The organism is Fibrobacter sp. UBA4309, assembly GCF_002395745.1.
Lineage (GTDB): Bacteria > Fibrobacterota > Fibrobacteria > Fibrobacterales > Fibrobacteraceae > Fibrobacter.
Genome location: NZ_DGUN01000049.1, coordinates 15,163 through 30,145, shown reverse-complemented (window position 1 = coordinate 30,145; position 14,983 = coordinate 15,163). Strand labels below are relative to the sequence as shown.

Below are 14,983 nucleotides of genomic sequence, written 5' to 3'. Positions count from 1 at the left end.
GCTTGAACGCGTAGCAGACGAGCGGAGCGTTGTCTTCGCTCTTGAGGATGACTTCGGCTTCGTTGTTGTCGAGGTCGAGAGCCTTGTTTTCAACGTCGGTCGGGCAGGGGAGGTAGTCGATAACACCGTCGAGGAGCTTCTGCACGCCAATGTTCTTGTGGGCGGAACCCATGAACACCGGGGTGATGTCGAGACGGATGGTGGCTTCGCGGATGGTCTTCTTGATGAGGCCCTTGTCGATTTCGTCGACACCGTAGATGCCTTCCATGGCCTTTTCCATGATTTCGTCGCTGTAGTCGGCGCAGCAGTCGATGAGCCTGGTGCGGTATTCGTTGGCCTGGTCAACGAGTTCGGCCGGAATTTCCTTTTCGACCAGATTTTCGCCGTTGGCGCCTTCGAAGTAGTAGGCCTTCATTTCGACGAGGTCGACCACGCCCTTCAGTTGGTCTTCGAGGCCTATAGGAATCTGCATCACGCAGGGCTTGTGGTTCAGCTTTTCGCGGAGCATTTCGGCCACGCGGAGCGGGTTAGCGCCGGAGCGGTCGCACTTGTTGACGAACACCACGCGCGGCACATGGTAGCGCTTCATCTGGCGGTCGACGGTAATAGACTGGGACTGAACGCCTTCCACGCCGGTAAGAACGAGGATAGCGCCGTCAAGCACGCGGAGAGAACGTTCCACTTCGATAGTGAAGTCCACGTGCCCCGGGGTATCGATGATGTTGATGGAGTCCTGTTCGCCGGACTTGGTATGGGTCCAGTTTGCGAAGGTAGCGGCGGACTGAATCGTGATGCCGCGTTCGCGTTCAAGTTCCATGGAGTCCATCGTGGCACCGACGCCGTCCTTGCCACGGACTTCGTGAATAGCGTGAATACGCTTTGTGAAGAAGAGGATGCGTTCGGTGAGGGTAGTCTTACCCGAGTCAATGTGGGCAGAAATACCAATGTTTCTGTGTTTTTCGATGTTTTTCATTGTTTTTTCCACAAATGGAGTTGATGTTTGTTTGAGTTGCGCCCAAAGATAGAAAAAAAAGCCCCCGGTCACAAGGGCTCTATGGACGAGGTGCGGCTATTCTAGCCCAGATTACTCGTTATTCGCGATTTTTTCATCGTTGTCGGCCAGCGCCTTGAAATAGGCTTCGGCCGTTTTGCCGACTTCGGTCGTGTCGTAGTAGGCGTAGGCGCCGTTTCCGACGGCCCCGATGGCGGGGACGGCCCGGATAAGCGTCTTCCCGATGAAACGCGTGGATATCTGCAGCCCGATCTTGGTTAGGAGGGTCCGAAGGGCGGTAGAGGACAGTTTCTGGATGAGGATGCGGCTTCCCGTGCGGACGGCGAGGTCTCTCAGGAGCGAGGCCGCGCTATGGCGGAACAGGCACCAGACCATGGCCTCGCGACTGAGCAGGGCGAGCTTGCCGTGCGTGGCGGCAATGTCGGCGACGAGCTGCGCCTGGATTTTCCAGACGGCGGCGATGTCGGGGATGGCGGTCAGGATTCCGGTGAATCCGGCGGGTACCGAAAGCGTGGCGCTGACGGTGGCGGCCTTGAAGGCGGCCTGCCTCGTGAGGCGGCGGACCTTTTCTTCGGGGCTGGCCAGGGGAATATGGAGCGAACCCGGGATATCGGTAATCAGGTCGAACAGGATGCTGGACGCCTTTTCCTTGATGAAATCCGCTGTTTTCGTTTTTTCTGACATAGGCCCTCCAGGTTCGTAAACTCTTCTATAATATACAGAATCTTCTTGCCGAAATCAAAAGAAGAATTTGGCAATTCCGCCCGTAAGGCCGGGTAACGTGTAGCTCAAGGTGTGATTTTCGAGCCAATACGTGAAAATTTCGTCAATCCACTGCTTGCCGCAGCTGATGCTCGTGACTACGACCTCGGTATCCTTGCCCATGTCGTTGAAGCAGTAGTAGCCGCGGAAAGATGTCGGCTGCGGCTCTCCGTGGAGCAGGATGGATACGTCGGCGTACCCCTGTTCGGAATTGATGGAGACGTTCTGGATGTCCCCGAAACGGCGTACGAACTCGTTTCTACGGATGATGGCCTCGATGGCCTTGTCTCGCATGTTTCCGATCAGGGACATGTTTATCTCGGAAGGGTCAGGATGTCGATACCGTCCTTGGTTTTTACGACGGTATGTTCCCACTGGGCGCTCAGGCTGCCGTCGCGCGTGACTGCGGTCCAGCCGTCGCTCAAGGTCTTGGTGCCTGGCTTGCCGACGTTGATCATGGGTTCCACGGTAAAGACGTTGCCGACTTCGATGAACGGGCAGCGTTCGTAGTTGCGGAAATGCAGTACGGTCGGTTCTTCGTGGAATCCGCGGCCGATGCCGTGGCCGCAGTAGTCCTCGACTACGCTGAACCCGTGTTCGTCGGCGATGTCCTGGATGGCACAGCCGATATCGTTCCAGCGGGCGCTGCGTTCACCTGCGGCGCGGATGCCTTCTTCCATGCAGAACTTTGCCGTGTCGACAAGTTCCTGGGCGAGGCTGGATACCTTACCGACGCAGAACATCGCGGAGGTGTCCCCGTGATAGCCCGAAAGGATGGTCGTGATGTCGATGTTCACGATATCGCCGTCTTTCAGGATGGTCTGTGCGTTCGGGATGCCGTGGCAGACAACTTCGTTGATGCTGATGCAGGCGTAACGCGGATAGCCGTGGTAGCCCATGCATGCGGAAATGCCTTTGTGCTGGCGGGTGTAGTCTCCGATGAATTCGTCGATTTCGAGTGTCGATACGCCCGGCTTGCACATTTCGCCGGCGCGGATGAGCGTTTCGGCGGCGAGAGCACCGGCGTCGCGGATGAGCTCGATTTCTTTAGCGGATTTTACTTTAATTTTGGCCATTTTATGCCTTCTTCCATGCGTAGCGGTCAACCAGGTAGGCGAGCAACATCTGGTCTTCTTCGGTGCCGTTCGCGAGTTCCTTTACGAGAGGAATCATGCGGCTGATGCGTTCACGGGCCTTTTGGCCGCCGAACCTGTTGCGTTCTTGTTCAAGTTTTACACGGGCGCGTTCGCTTACTTTATTTGCGATTTCTTCGTTGGTAAGCGGTTCCATGCGGATGAAGTTGATGCCGAAGTCGGCCGCGGTCTGCTTGATTTCGATTTCTTCGACCGGGGTGATCAGCGAAATGCATATGCCGCTGCGGCCCGCACGGGCGGTACGTCCGCTACGGTGTACATAGACTTCGTGGTCGTCGGGATGGTCGTACACGATAACGTGGGTCACATGGTCCACGTCGATACCGCGGGCGGCCACGTCGGTGCAGATAAGAATCTTGAGCTTCTTGTCGCGGAAGGCGTTCAAGGTCTTTTCGCGCATGTTCTGGGCGACATCGCCACTCAGGGCGCCCACGTTGAACCCGTAGCCCGAAAGAACCTGTTCCAGGTAGTTCACGTCGCTTTTCTTGTTGCAGAAAATCATGCAGCTGTCGGGATTGTAGTATTCCAGGAGCTTGATGGTCATGGAATCCTTGTCCATCACGTCACAGCTGTAGACGCGGTGTTCCAGGTTGTTTGCGATAACCTTGTCGTAGCTCAGCGAAAGGAATTCGGCGCTCGGACGCTGGAATTCGCGGGCGAGGCTCTTCACCGTCTGCGGGATGGTCGCGCTGAACATGGTGCAGGCGATGGCCTTGGGCAGATACTTGCGGATTTTCTGCATGTCCGGGTAGAAACCCATCGAAAGCATTTCGTCGGCTTCGTCAAGCACCAGGTCACGGATGTCGAGGAAATCGACGTTGCCGCGTTGAACATGGTCCATCAGGCGTCCCGGGGTTGCGACGATGATATGGACGCCTTCGCGGAGGGCCTTGAGCTGGGGTTCATAGGAGACACCGCCGAAAATGGCGACGGAGCGGATACCCGTGCCGGCGGAGAGCTTTTCGATTTCGTCTTGCACCTGCAGGCAGAGTTCGCGTGTCGGCACCAGGATGAGCGCCTGCGGGAATACATGGTCGCGGACAATGACCTGCAAAAGCGGGAGGACGTAGGCACCGGTCTTTCCCGAACCGGTCTTGGACTGCACCAGCATATCGCGCGCGGCGAGCATGTAGGGGATTGTCTTTCTCTGGACGGGCATCAGGTCGGTCCAGCCGTGTCCACGAAGAATCGCTTTCTGTTCTTCGGGGAGCATGTCGAAGGTGTAGTCGGGGAGCTTGTGCTCGGGTTCGATAATCTTGACGGGTGTTAAAAACGGATTGACTTTTTCTGTAGATTCTTGTACATCTTCACTCATAGTGGGCGTAAAAATAGAAACTTTTACGTCTAGAACACAGTGATGTGGTACTCGAGTCCCGCTCCAATGAACCAATCTATGGTCGATCCGCCGATAACCGAGGCCTCTGCGGCCGCGTCTGGAGACGGATCCACGTACATGTTGCGGCCGCGGCTCGAAATTCCCGTGCGGAGTCCGAGGCCGTAGTGCTTGAGGAATATGAAGTGGCTCCCAAAGCCGAGCAGCGCGCCCTTGTAGGCTTCCTCGAACTTGATTCTAGCCTGGTAGGCCTTGGAGGGTGTCTTGACATTGTCTTTCAGCTCGATGTCTTCTACGAAGAAACTGTACTGGAATCCGACGAACATGAAGGGCGTGATGTTGACCCAGGAGGCGGGCTTGTAGTTCCTGGAGAAAATGGCGTTCAGCCCGATTTCGTGTTGCGAGAAGTCCCAATGGTCCAGTTCCTGGTAAACGGTATCCTTCGGGTCCGTTTTCATGTGGTGCTTCGCGTAGTGGTAGATGAGCTCGATGCCGATAAAGTCGTACCAGGTACCGCCTATGTAGAATGTCAGGTAGGGGTCGGAATCGTCGAGGAAGTTCCAGAGGCTTACGGAGTCCTTGGTAATGCGGTAGTTGCGGACCTGGCTGTTGACGTGGCTGCTGTACCAGTTGTCGGGAGTCAGCGGAACCTGGGCCTGGGAGTATCCCATGCCGAGACCGGCCCACGCCTTGAATACGGGAGTCTCCTGGAAGTATTCGTCGGGCTCCGTCTGCATCTTCTTGCGCTCATCTTTGGAAAGCCTGCGCTTGGCGGTCCCGCCAAAGAACGTGTTGGCGATGGCGTCGCCCATGGAAATCTTGTCCGGGCTCAACAGGATGCTGCCGGCCGCCTTGGGTTCCGAAGCGGTCTCGTCGAAAATGGCCACGTTCACCAAGTTTCCGTTTGTCGCGACAAAGAGGACAATCTTGTCTTCGAGAGCCTGGAACTTGGCCTGCATGGCAGGGTGGCGGGCGCGCAGGTACTCCGGTTTCAGCACCGGATCCAGGTTCGCATTGAGCCAGTTGGCATAACGGATGGCGACGCTGTCGCGCACCCATTCACCCTGCAGTCGGCACTTGGGTTCGCCGATGCCGGAATTGTTGCGCTTGAGCGAAAGGCAGAATTCCTTGGGATCTATGGCCGGATCCTTGTCCACGCTCCAGATGAGAATGTCCGCGTTTTTCCAGATAGTCGGGTGCTCGTTGAAAAATACCTTCTGCCCGAAACTTTCGGCCGTAAAGAACAGCAGGAACAGGACTAAAGCGAATATGGAGTAGCCTTTTTGCATCAGGAAGCTCCTCCATACAAATTAATCCGGATTTGTTTCACGGCCGTGCGCACCAATGTCTCGAGGTCTTTAGGAGTAGGAACCACGATGGGGTGCTGGATTTCGTCGACGGCACTGAATAGCGGACGCTGCTTCTCGTTGTCCCAGAGGGTGTACGAAACAATCGCGCTGATGTTCTTGGACGTTTTTTTCCCGGTATTCTCGTTGTGGATGAGCGCGTAGTCGAAATACGTTTCGCGCTTGAGGTCCGTGCCGACAATGAATTCATGGAGAATCAGAATGTACGGGGGGACGTTCCCGGCACTGTCCTTCAGGGCGACGCCCTGCTCGGGTAGGCGGCCTTTCATGAATATGCGGTCGTCCAGTTTCTGGCTTTCTTCGGGGAGCTGCTTGTACTGCTCGTCAGGAATCTTGACGAACGTGGGGTAGGCGCGCCTAAGCTCGTTCAAGAAAATCTCCTCGCAGAAGGCCGTGGCCTTGAGCTGGATGCTGTCCGGGTTCCAGCCGAGTTTCTTGGCGAACCATGCGGAACGAGTCAGCACGAACGCTTCGTCGGTCCCGACGATGGCCAGGTTCGCGTAGGGCGGTTTTTTGTAAAGCGGATGGGATTTTGACCAATGGTAGCTATGGCCGCACCCGACAAGGGCGCATGCCGCAATGCATACGATGGCAAAAATCCTAAACACCGTAGACCTCGATGTCGGGACTAGTTGGCGCCCCACTTTTCGCGGTAGGCGTACACCTTGTCGAGAATTCCTTCGGGGGCGTTGATTGCCTTGCGGTTCTCTTCGCTTTCGAGGAACGCGATGATGTCGTTGATGTTCACGATGGAATGGGCTTCGATGCCGTATTCTTCCTGCACCGTCTGGAGCGCGGACTTGCCGTTGTCGAGTTTCTCCTTGCGGTCCACCGAAATGAGGAGCCCGATGACGTTCGCGTTTTCAATCTGCGAAAGCGCCTGCATGGTCTCGTTTACGCTCGTGCCGGCAGTAATCACGTCCTCGATAATCACAACGTTCGTCTTTTCACTGTACTTGTAGCCGACGAGCGAGCCGCCTTCGCCGTGATCCTTGACTTCTTTGCGGTTGTAGGTGAACGTAAGGTTCTTCGCGTAGACGTCGCTGAGCTTCATCGCGGTGGCGGCGCAAAGCGGAATGCCCTTGTAGGCCGGGCCGTAGAGGTTCTGCGCCTTGCCGTCGAAGTGTTCCATGTAGGCTGCCGCATAGAATTCGGCAAGCTTGGAAAGCGTCGCTCCCGTGCGGAACTCTCCGGTATTGATGAAATACGGGGTCTCGCGGCCGCTCTTCGTGACGAAGTTGCCGAACTTGAGGGCTCCGGCCTCGACCAAAAAATGTACGAATTGATCTTTGGTGTTCATAGTAAGCAGTGGTTAGTATTATGCCGCTCCGGCGAGGAGGGCGAGGATGTTCGCGAACACGTTGGCTTCGGTGATGACCTGGATGGCGATGAGGAGGACCAGGACTACGACGCAAAGACCGATGTACCAGTAGAAGGATGTCTTGAATCCCTTAATCTTGATCTTGAAGATGAGCCAGGCGACAACGCTCAGGATGGCGCTGAAGATCCAGGCGGCGGCTCCGTTAAGCGTGACAAGACGGCTCACGGCATAGGTGATCGCGATGCCGGGCATGAAGAAGAAACAGATGCAGAGCACGCAAAGCAGGGCGAAGCCGACATAGTGCGCAAAGCCGCGTTCTTTCTGGACGATGACCTGGGGCTGGGTCATGTCGGGCGTGTACGCCGGTTCGGCGACTTCCGGTTGCGGTTCTTCCGGGGCTGCGGTTTCCGTGACTGCTTCTGCCGGTTGGACGTTCTGCAGCGTTTCTTCGTTGGTTTGTTCGTTCTGGAATTCTTCGGACATAATTGCTCCTACAAGATAAATGTTCTTCCGGCGTGTACGAAAACGCGGTGTTCAAGCCAGAGCTTAAGCGCCTGGGACAGCGTACGCTTTTCGATATCCTTGCCGAGTTCCACGAGTTCGTCGATGCTGGCCGTTTCGGGCACGCGCTGGATATCCTGGCAGATAATCGGTCCCTGGTCCAGGTCTTCGGTGGCGAAATGCGCCGTGGCGCCGATAATCTTCACGCCCTTGTGCCAGGCCTGGTGGTAGGGCTTGGCGCCCTTGAATGCCGGCAAGAATCCGTGGTGGATGTTGATGATGCGGTACTTGAATTCCTCGGTAAAGGCTTCGCTCAAGATTTGCATGTAGCGGGCGAGGACAACCGTATCGGTACGGGTCTCGGCGATGATTTCGCGGAAACGGTTTTCGGGAATGCTCTTGTCGGGGTTGCTGGGGACGTAGTAGAACGGGACGCCGAAGGTGCCGCCCACGGGGCCCAGGTCGGGGTGGTTGCCTACGATGCAACTGAATTCGCAGGGCAGGTCGCCGTCGCGGTGCTTCAGGAGGAGGTCGTAGAGGCAGTGGTCCGTCTTGGAAACGAAAATGGCCACGCGTTCGGTCTTGGACGTGTCAAACAGTTTCCAGTTAAGCTGCAGGTGCGGGGCTAGCGTTTCGAGATGCTTGTTGACTTCCTGGATATCTTCGGATTCCATGTCGAAAACAGCTCGTAAAAAGAAAGTTTCGATATCCTTGGCGGTATGCTGCTGCAGGTCGATAATATTCGCCCCCGCCTTGGCCAGTACCTGCGTGGTACCGGCAATAAGGCCTTTTTGGTCGGGGCAGAGAATCTGTAAAATAAAGCGATTTGTTGCCATATGTAAAATGTAGCTAATTTGGGGGACGGACGCCTTGAGGGGGGCTGAAAAAAAAGCTAACATTTGCGCATTGAAAAACATTCAAAAAAGAAGGCTGAGTGTGACGAAACTAAAAATTACGACGGTTGCCTGTGCTTTTGCGCTGATGGCCGAATCTTCATTTGCGATTATCCAGAAGACCTGGGATTCCATTTTCAATGCTGAAGGTGAAGGGGATTACGCCGCGGCAAAGATCGAAGGCAACATCCGCATGGGCAAGTACACGCACTACAAGGAAGTGCAGCCTGTTTCGTTCAAGGTAAATGACGGACAGTTCGTATTCTCCGTTTCTGGAAACATGACTGTGCCTGCCGAAAAAATCGAAAAGGAAAACTTCTACGCCAGGTGCAACGAAACCATGGAAGCCTGGATTTCCTATTTCAACAAGCCGATGGTTTTTGATGGCGACTCGCTGATTGTCGACATTGCGGGCGTCGACCTTGCTTGCGGCAATGAACTCTATGCCGTGGGCGACCTGAAACTCAAGTTCCTGAACGCCAAGGCTCAGGAGCACTGGAAGACCAAGCTCGAAGGCTACCAGAAATACAAGCGCGAAAAGCTGGTCGAATTCCGCAAGGCCGAACAGGAACATCGCTCCGACATTCGCGACAAGTCCGGAATGTTCAAGGATCCGCGCGACGGCCAGGTGTACCGTACCATCAAGGTGGAAGGTCGCGAATGGTTTGCCCAGAACGCCAACTACAATGTCGAAGGACATTCCTGGTGTTACGAAGACAAGGAAAACTATTGCCTCCGCAGTGGCCGTCTCTATGATCTCGAAGGTGCCCGCAAGGCTTGCCCGCAGGGCTGGCACTTGCCGCGTGACCGCGAATGGGACGACATGCTCAAGGGCTTGACCGGCTGCTATGACGGTGTCGACAAGTGCGAAAAGTTTGCCAGCAAGATGAAGGCTACGACCGGTTGGCAGGGCGGCGGCGGTACCGACGAATACGGCTTCTCCGTGTTTTCATCGGGTTATCGCAAGCTGATCGGCAAGTCTACGGTCCGCTACGAAGAGATGGGTGAATATGCCGGTTTCTGGAGCGCCCAGAACGGACGTAATGAAACTATCTGGCTCTGGTCCATGGGCCGCATGAGCGACCAGATGGTCCGTCAGCTCGTGCCGAGCAACGCCAAGAACAACGCCTACTCCGTCCGCTGCATCAACGGAAATTGATTGATGATTGATAATGTATAATTGATAATTATCAATTGTCAATCATCAATTCTCAATTGAAAAAAACACAAGCCCGTAGGGCTTGCGTTTTTTTTTACATCTGCCTAATCGGGAACAGTCCTAACAGGTCGAGTACGTTTTCGAGCACAATCTGCGTGGCCTGAACCAGGAACAGGCGGGACTTCTCTTCGGGGCTGCCGAGCACGCGGTCTTCGTGGATGAACTTGTGCGCGGCTTCCGCGATTTCCAAGGCGTATTGAGCGAGCACGCTCGGTTCGTCACCGGCAACGGCACCCAGAATCTTTTCGCCCTTCTTGGCGAGCAGGTTGATGAGGCTGTAGGCGGCATCGTCGGTAAGCTCGGCGAAGTTCACGTCCTTGATTGCGGCGGCGAGGTTCGCGCGTTCAATGCCGGCCTTGCGCATAATACTGCAGAGGCGCACGTGGGCGTTCTGCACGTACGGGCCGGTATCGCCTTCGAAGCTCATCACGGCATCCCAGTCAAAGCGCACATCCTTCAGGCGGCTGTTCTTGAGGTCGTTGAAGGTGAGTGCCGAGATACCGATTTGGCGTGCGATGAGTTCCTTGTTTTCAAGATTCGGATTCTTCTCGTCGATGAATTCGAGAATCTTCTTCTGGGCGGCTTCAATCACGTCGCGAAGCAGGCTTGCAGTCCCCGTGCGGGTCTTGCCCTTTTCCCACTTGCCGTCCACCAGCTGCAGAATCACGCCGAACGGAATGTGGTACATGTCCTTGTACCATTCGCGGCCCATCTTCTTCAAAACGTGGAACACCTGCTTGAAGTGCAGAGCCTGTCCGAGGTCCACCACGTAAAGGCACTTGTCGAAGTTGTATTCCTTCTTGCGGTAGCAGGCGGCGGCGAGGTCGCGGGTCGCGTACAGCGTGGAGCCGTCGCTCTTGCGGATAAGGCAGGGGTTCAGGTCGAACTCGTCGAGCATCACCACGTCCAGATCCTGGCTCTTGACCATCAGGTTCTTTTCGCGGAGTTCGTCGAGGATGGCCGGAATCTTGTCTTCGAAGAAGGATTCGCCGGTGTAGTGGTCGAAGCCCACGCCCATCATGTCGTAGATGCGCATGAGTTCCTTGAGCGTTGCCGCGCGGAAGGCGGTCCAGAGCTTGCGGTAGAATTCGTCGCCCTGTTCGAGCTTGGTGAATGCGGCGCGCGCTTCGTCTTCGAGGCCGGGTTCTTCTTTACTGGCCTTGGAGAAGGCTGCGTAAAGGATGTTGAGTTCCTTCACGGTGAGGCTATCGAGCGTGGCGTCATCCGTCGGACGGTTTTCGCGCAGGTACATCACGATGAGCTTGCCGAATGCGGTACCCCAGTCGCCCAGGTGGTTGATGCGTTCCACCTTGTAGCCGGCGGCCTTGTAGATGCGCGAAAGCGAGTTCCCGATCATCGTGGAGCGCAGGTGGTGGAAGGCGAGTTCCTTGCCGATGTTGGGGGAGCTGAAGTCGATGCAGACGACTTTCCCGTTCGGGGCGGCGTACCCGTATTCCAAGCCCTTCGCGGCAATTTCTTCGAGAGTCGACTTCGCGAGGAATCCGCGGTCGATGAAGAAGTTCAGGTAGCCGTTCACGGCTTCGACCTTCGAGAGGCCTGCGGGGAGCTTCACCTGGGCGGCGAGGTCTTCGGCAATCATCTTCGGGGCCTTGCGCATCACCTTCGCGAGCGAAAAACACGGGATGGTGAAGTTGCCGTGGCTCGTGTCAGGCGGCACGGAGATAAGCTTCAATGCGGCTTCCTTCTCGAAGGAGCCGGTGGCGGCGAGCGCCTCTGCGATTTCTTGCTCAAACGAGTTCATCTTCACTGCTCTTCTTCTTGGTAGTCTTCTTTACAAAGTCGTTTTCGTCGAGTTCCACGATCTTGCCGTCGGCATAGAGACGGTCGAGCGAAATCTCGTTACGCTTTTCTTCTTCGAACAGGTGCACCATCAGGTCGAGACCGGCGTCGAACACGGCCCAACGAACGCCTTCCTTGTATTCCACGCCCACGGACGGGAGCTTGGCGGCCTTGAATTCCTTGCGCAGTTCGTTCAGAATGGCCTGCATCTGGGCTTCGCTATCGCAGGTGGCGACGAGGAAGAAGTCGGTTACGTCCTTGATGCCGCGCAGGTCGATCAGCTGCACGTTCTGGGCGCGCAGTTCAAACAGGATGCTTGCGCCGATGCTTACGGACTGAGGCAATTCTTGGTTCTTAGTTGTCATTGGATTCTCCCTGTTCGGGTTCGATTATTTGTTTAAAGTCCTTGCCGATATAGATGGATGCCACCAGAAAACTGCGCCGTTCATCCTTGATGGTCATGACGTTCTTTGTCTTGAGGGTCCTGGCCAGCGCTTCGGCCCCTTCCCATGGGATGGAATCCCTCAGGACGACAATCGTCTCGTCGTAGTTTTGGAGGCGGTCGTTCCGGGAACTGACGACGTCAAAGCCCTTGCTACGGAGGTATGCGGTCATTTTCGATGCGGCACCCGGTATTCCGCAGCTGTTCAGGACCTCCACGTCGCCCTTGTACGAACGTACCTCTTCGACGACCGGGGCGTTCTTTTTTTCTTCGCACCCGAGCAAGAAAGACGCCAGCAGGAAGGTGAAACAGACTGTTATACCGGTATAAAAACGCATTGTTCCCAAAGATAGAAAAAATGTTCTATCTGCAATAATACGGATGCGATGAAAAGCACCTTCCGTATAAATAGCGGGCAGGACCGTAGGCCTTGAAGGCGTCGCTCTCGTTAACGAACATCAGCCTGAAGGTCATGTTGTCGTTGGGCTTGTATTCCAGCGAGACATCCGGCAAGATCACGTCTACGTTGCCTTGGCGTACATCTTCTCGTGCAATCGGGGTGCCGAAACGGAAATTTGAATACAGGGGCATCCAGAGGCCGATATTCGCATATAGGTGGAGTTCCGGCGAAAACGCGTAGGCGAGATGTGCCAGGTAGCTTTGCTGGGCGAAGGAGCCGAATGTGCCGCCCATGAAGTTCAGGGAGTACGTGTATGCCACGGAGAGTGCCGGGTCGAACGTTTCGTGACGCAGCAGACGGTCCGGGTCGAAATGCTCGCGGTTCCAGGGAATCCCGTCATCGATGGCGACGTAGACAGTATCGTAGATGGTGTCGGGGGGTGCGGCCATTACAAGTGCGGCAGAATCCGCTTTTACGGGCGATTCCGCAAGGGCAAACGAAACCAAGGCGATTGTCAGCAACAATAACCGCATATTGGGAATATAGATAATTTGGGCTAGACGATTTCGTTCTTGGCGTTTACGTGGATTACGGTGGGCTTCCACGACCTGGCTTCTTCTTCGCTCATGGTCGCGTAGGCCACGATGATCACGAGATCGCCAGGCTGCACCAGACGGGCCGCGGCGCCGTTCAGGCAAATAACACCGGAACCGGCAGGGCCTTCGATGACGTAGGTGTCGAGCCTGTTGCCGTTATTCACGTCAAGGACCCCGACCTTTTCGTAGGGGAGGATCTTGGCCGCGTCCATCAGGTCACGTGCAATAGTGATCGAACCCTCGTAATTGAGGTTCGCGTCTGTCACGGTGGCACGATGAATTTTGCTTTTCAGCAATTCCAGTTGCATATTTTCTAGAACTTCATCTGGAGAATTCCCGCAACGCCCTTGTCGGGAGTGGGGAGAACGCCAAAGCTGAAACGGTTCGCATCGGGGTTGCTATCCCACTGGGTGCCGAAGAATGCATCGGCGAAAGAATAGATGTGGGCGCCGACAACCGGGATAAGAGCGTAGAACCAGCTCGAGTTGTTGTCCATTTTCAGGTAGACTGTCGTGGCAACGCCGAGAACCCACACTGCATCGATAAATGTGGCCTTCACGAGGTCGCTCTTTTTCCACTGGTAAAGGCTGGGAACAAGGAGCGAAAGGTAGGCGTAGCTCTGGTCACCGTGGTTATTGCGGTAAGAACGGTCGATGTCGGCATCTTCCATGCCTTCGGAGCGCTGGGCGAGCCAGGCGTCTTCGGTAATGCCCATTTTTTCCCAGGGCTTCTGGAGGTATTCGGACGGACGGACGCCGAGTTCGACGATTCTCGTCAGCTTGTCCCTAGAAATGCCCGCTTCCTTGATCTGCTGGAATTCCCACTGGGTGAGGCCCATTTCTTCGTAACGGAAACCTTCCCATTCATCGCCGCTGGCGTTTGCTTTCCCGACGCTGGGTTCGTCTTCGTCGGCGGTTTCGTCGCTGCCATAGGAGTAGCTGGACTCTTCCGCTTCCTCAGTGGCGGCATCGTCATCATCATAGCCGTACTGTGCAAAAGCGACCGAGCTTGCAACCAGTAGAGTGAACAACAACTTATGCCATTTTGCCATTGTGACCTCTTGTAATCCTTTCCTTCTTTAGTGCCGGGGGAGGGAATCGAACCCTCACACTCTCGCGAGTACCGGATTTTGAGTCCGGCGCGTCTACCAATTTCACCACCCCGGCCAGGGTGCGTAGCAAATATAGTACAATTATCTGTTTATTCCTAGGGGGTGAAATGCAAAAAATTGGTGATTTTAAGCATTATTTCCTTGAAAAAGCGCGAAATTCGACATTTAGCGGAGCCAATTTCTGTGCCCCGAAGTCAATTGCTTTTTCCTTGGTTTCGAAATTGCCGGTAAGCACTACGAACAAGGTTTTCGTCTCGCCTTTGCGTTCTTCGATGGTGCAAGAAATGCCCCTCTTTTTCAAATTGCTCACCAAAAGATCGGCATTGGCCTTGACTCCGAACGCTCCCAACTGCAGATACCAGGATTCCGTGCTCTTTGCCGGTTCAGCGCTCTTGACGGGTTCGGCGCCTGCGGGTGTCTCGACTTTTGCCGGCTCGGCGGTCTTGGATTTTTCGGGGGCGGCGGTTTGAACTGCCGCAGGCGGTTGGGCTTTTTCCTGGGTAGAAACGGATGCCGAATCCAGCCTCTTGCAGGCTTCTACGAGGGATTCCTTCTTTGTCTTGGCCTGGAGGGCGGTGCAGACTTTCTGCAGGACGGCTTTTTGGTTGGGCTGGGATGTCTCGATGGCGTGGATCAGGGATTCCGATGCCCCGTCAAACTTCCCGAGGTACATCTGGAACTGGGCCTTCGTCATCATGAGGTCCGCGTAAATCGTATTTTGCGGGCTCGTTGTCTGGATAAGGCTGTCGAGGCGTTTGCCCGCAATCTTGAACGACTGGGCGTTGCCCGTCTGCGATAGCGCGAGGACGTCCCACAAGAAACATTCCGGCTGTTTTTCCCTGGGTTCCCTGGGACACGCAGCCTCGTATGCGGCGGCCGCTTCTTTCCACTTGCCGGCTACATAGGCCTTCTGCGCATCGGCGATTGACTGCGCGAACGCGCTTGTACTGCAAATCAAGAACAAAATAGCGGCAATTCCGCGAAAATTCCAAAACTTCATCTTCATTACCTTAAACCTTTCATTCCACATTCCACATCTCACACCCCACATCTTACACCTCATACCTCAAAG

At 55.4% G+C, this 14,983-nt stretch carries 18 protein-coding genes and 1 tRNA gene; 1 reads left to right on the top strand and 18 read right to left on the bottom strand.

Annotation, left to right across the window (positions count from 1 at the left end; all coding sequences use genetic code 11):
- The 10 genes from B3M32_RS06215 to purU form a co-directional block, all read right to left on the bottom strand.
- A partial coding sequence (locus tag B3M32_RS06215; protein WP_290744287.1) for a GTP-binding protein occupies positions 1–973 on the bottom strand: 973 nt, incomplete at its 3' end.
- A 111-nt stretch (positions 974–1,084) separates the two neighbouring features.
- Entirely contained in the window at positions 1,085–1,696 is a 612-nt protein-coding gene (locus B3M32_RS06210) for an EcsC family protein (protein ID WP_290744285.1), read from the bottom strand.
- A gap of 54 nt (positions 1,697–1,750) precedes the next feature.
- Positions 1,751–2,086 (bottom strand): hypothetical protein, encoded by a 336-nt coding sequence (locus tag B3M32_RS06205; protein WP_290744283.1) that lies wholly within the window; start codon positions 2,084–2,086, stop codon positions 1,751–1,753.
- 2 nt (positions 2,087–2,088) lie between these two features.
- Positions 2,089–2,850 (bottom strand): type I methionyl aminopeptidase, encoded by a 762-nt coding sequence (gene map / locus B3M32_RS06200; protein WP_290744281.1) that lies wholly within the window; start codon positions 2,848–2,850, stop codon positions 2,089–2,091.
- Position 2,851: 1 nt separating this feature from the next.
- On the bottom strand, positions 2,852–4,243 hold the full coding sequence (locus tag B3M32_RS06195; RefSeq protein WP_290744279.1) for a DEAD/DEAH box helicase: 1,392 nt from the start codon (positions 4,241–4,243) through the stop codon (positions 2,852–2,854).
- Between the two features lie 29 nt (positions 4,244–4,272).
- Positions 4,273–5,550: a hypothetical protein gene (locus tag B3M32_RS06190; RefSeq protein WP_290744277.1), complete on the bottom strand. Its 1,278-nt coding sequence runs from the start codon at positions 5,548–5,550 to the stop codon at positions 4,273–4,275.
- A complete protein-coding gene (locus B3M32_RS06185; RefSeq protein WP_290744275.1) occupies positions 5,550–6,236 on the bottom strand; it encodes a hypothetical protein in 687 nt (228 codons plus the stop codon). Before B3M32_RS06185 ends, B3M32_RS06190 begins: the two co-directional genes overlap by 1 nt.
- 20 nt (positions 6,237–6,256) lie before the next feature.
- Positions 6,257–6,928, bottom strand: coding sequence for an orotate phosphoribosyltransferase (pyrE, locus tag B3M32_RS06180; protein WP_290744273.1), 672 nt, complete (start codon positions 6,926–6,928; stop codon positions 6,257–6,259).
- Positions 6,929–6,946: 18 nt separating this feature from the next.
- Positions 6,947–7,432 (bottom strand): hypothetical protein, encoded by a 486-nt coding sequence (locus tag B3M32_RS06175; protein WP_290744271.1) that lies wholly within the window; start codon positions 7,430–7,432, stop codon positions 6,947–6,949.
- A gap of 8 nt (positions 7,433–7,440) precedes the next feature.
- On the bottom strand, positions 7,441–8,286 hold the full coding sequence (gene purU, locus B3M32_RS06170; protein WP_290744269.1) for a formyltetrahydrofolate deformylase: 846 nt from the start codon (positions 8,284–8,286) through the stop codon (positions 7,441–7,443).
- Positions 8,287–8,386: 100 nt separating this feature from the next.
- Between purU and B3M32_RS06165 the strand changes: the two genes are divergently transcribed.
- Complete coding sequence (locus B3M32_RS06165) at positions 8,387–9,502, top strand: fibrobacter succinogenes major paralogous domain-containing protein (protein WP_290744267.1); 1,116 nt, start codon at positions 8,387–8,389, stop codon at positions 9,500–9,502.
- Between the two features lie 94 nt (positions 9,503–9,596).
- Here B3M32_RS06165 and argS read toward each other — a convergent pair whose 3' ends face one another.
- The 8 genes from argS to B3M32_RS06125 form a co-directional block, all read right to left on the bottom strand.
- A complete protein-coding gene (gene argS / locus B3M32_RS06160; protein ID WP_290744265.1) occupies positions 9,597–11,324 on the bottom strand; it encodes an arginine--tRNA ligase in 1,728 nt (575 codons plus the stop codon).
- Positions 11,311–11,727 carry a ribosome silencing factor gene (rsfS, locus tag B3M32_RS06155; protein ID WP_290744263.1) on the bottom strand — a complete coding sequence of 139 codons (417 nt, stop codon included), beginning with the start codon at positions 11,725–11,727 and terminating at the stop codon, positions 11,311–11,313. The genes argS and rsfS overlap by 14 nt, the downstream gene beginning before the upstream one ends.
- The gene (locus tag B3M32_RS06150; RefSeq protein WP_290744260.1) at positions 11,717–12,142 is read right to left on the bottom strand and encodes a LytR C-terminal domain-containing protein; all 426 of its coding nucleotides are present in this window, start codon (positions 12,140–12,142) and stop codon (positions 11,717–11,719) included. The genes rsfS and B3M32_RS06150 overlap by 11 nt, the downstream gene beginning before the upstream one ends.
- Before the next feature lie 25 nt (positions 12,143–12,167).
- A complete protein-coding gene (locus B3M32_RS06145; protein WP_290744258.1) occupies positions 12,168–12,737 on the bottom strand; it encodes a hypothetical protein in 570 nt (189 codons plus the stop codon).
- Positions 12,738–12,760: 23 nt separating this feature from the next.
- Positions 12,761–13,108, bottom strand: coding sequence for an aspartate 1-decarboxylase (gene panD, locus B3M32_RS06140; RefSeq protein ID WP_290744256.1), 348 nt, complete (start codon positions 13,106–13,108; stop codon positions 12,761–12,763).
- Between the two features lie 5 nt (positions 13,109–13,113).
- Entirely contained in the window at positions 13,114–13,851 is a 738-nt protein-coding gene (locus tag B3M32_RS06135; RefSeq protein WP_290744254.1) for a hypothetical protein, read from the bottom strand.
- A gap of 31 nt (positions 13,852–13,882) precedes the next feature.
- Positions 13,883–13,966, bottom strand: a tRNA-Leu gene (locus B3M32_RS06130).
- Between the two features lie 78 nt (positions 13,967–14,044).
- Complete coding sequence (locus tag B3M32_RS06125) at positions 14,045–14,917, bottom strand: SPOR domain-containing protein (protein ID WP_290744252.1); 873 nt, start codon at positions 14,915–14,917, stop codon at positions 14,045–14,047.
- Positions 14,918–14,983: the final 66 nt, after the last annotated feature.

Coding starts and splice junctions, on each gene's coding strand:
- B3M32_RS06125 (WP_290744252.1), bottom strand. CDS start 14,917: ATGAAGATGAAGTTTTGGAATTTTCGCGGAATTGCCGCTATTTTGTTC.
- B3M32_RS06195 (WP_290744279.1), bottom strand. CDS start 4,243: ATGAGTGAAGATGTACAAGAATCTACAGAAAAAGTCAATCCGTTTTTA.
- rsfS (WP_290744263.1), bottom strand. CDS start 11,727: ATGACAACTAAGAACCAAGAATTGCCTCAGTCCGTAAGCATCGGCGCA.
- purU (WP_290744269.1), bottom strand. CDS start 8,286: ATGGCAACAAATCGCTTTATTTTACAGATTCTCTGCCCCGACCAAAAA.
- map (WP_290744281.1), bottom strand. CDS start 2,850: ATGGCCAAAATTAAAGTAAAATCCGCTAAAGAAATCGAGCTCATCCGC.
- argS (WP_290744265.1), bottom strand. CDS start 11,324: ATGAACTCGTTTGAGCAAGAAATCGCAGAGGCGCTCGCCGCCACCGGC.
- B3M32_RS06135 (WP_290744254.1), bottom strand. CDS start 13,851: ATGGCAAAATGGCATAAGTTGTTGTTCACTCTACTGGTTGCAAGCTCG.
- pyrE (WP_290744273.1), bottom strand. CDS start 6,928: ATGAACACCAAAGATCAATTCGTACATTTTTTGGTCGAGGCCGGAGCC.
- B3M32_RS06150 (WP_290744260.1), bottom strand. CDS start 12,142: ATGCGTTTTTATACCGGTATAACAGTCTGTTTCACCTTCCTGCTGGCG.
- B3M32_RS06205 (WP_290744283.1), bottom strand. CDS start 2,086: ATGTCCCTGATCGGAAACATGCGAGACAAGGCCATCGAGGCCATCATC.
- B3M32_RS06210 (WP_290744285.1), bottom strand. CDS start 1,696: ATGTCAGAAAAAACGAAAACAGCGGATTTCATCAAGGAAAAGGCGTCC.
- B3M32_RS06175 (WP_290744271.1), bottom strand. CDS start 7,432: ATGTCCGAAGAATTCCAGAACGAACAAACCAACGAAGAAACGCTGCAG.
- B3M32_RS06145 (WP_290744258.1), bottom strand. CDS start 12,737: ATGCGGTTATTGTTGCTGACAATCGCCTTGGTTTCGTTTGCCCTTGCG.
- panD (WP_290744256.1), bottom strand. CDS start 13,108: ATGCAACTGGAATTGCTGAAAAGCAAAATTCATCGTGCCACCGTGACA.
- B3M32_RS06190 (WP_290744277.1), bottom strand. CDS start 5,550: ATGCAAAAAGGCTACTCCATATTCGCTTTAGTCCTGTTCCTGCTGTTC.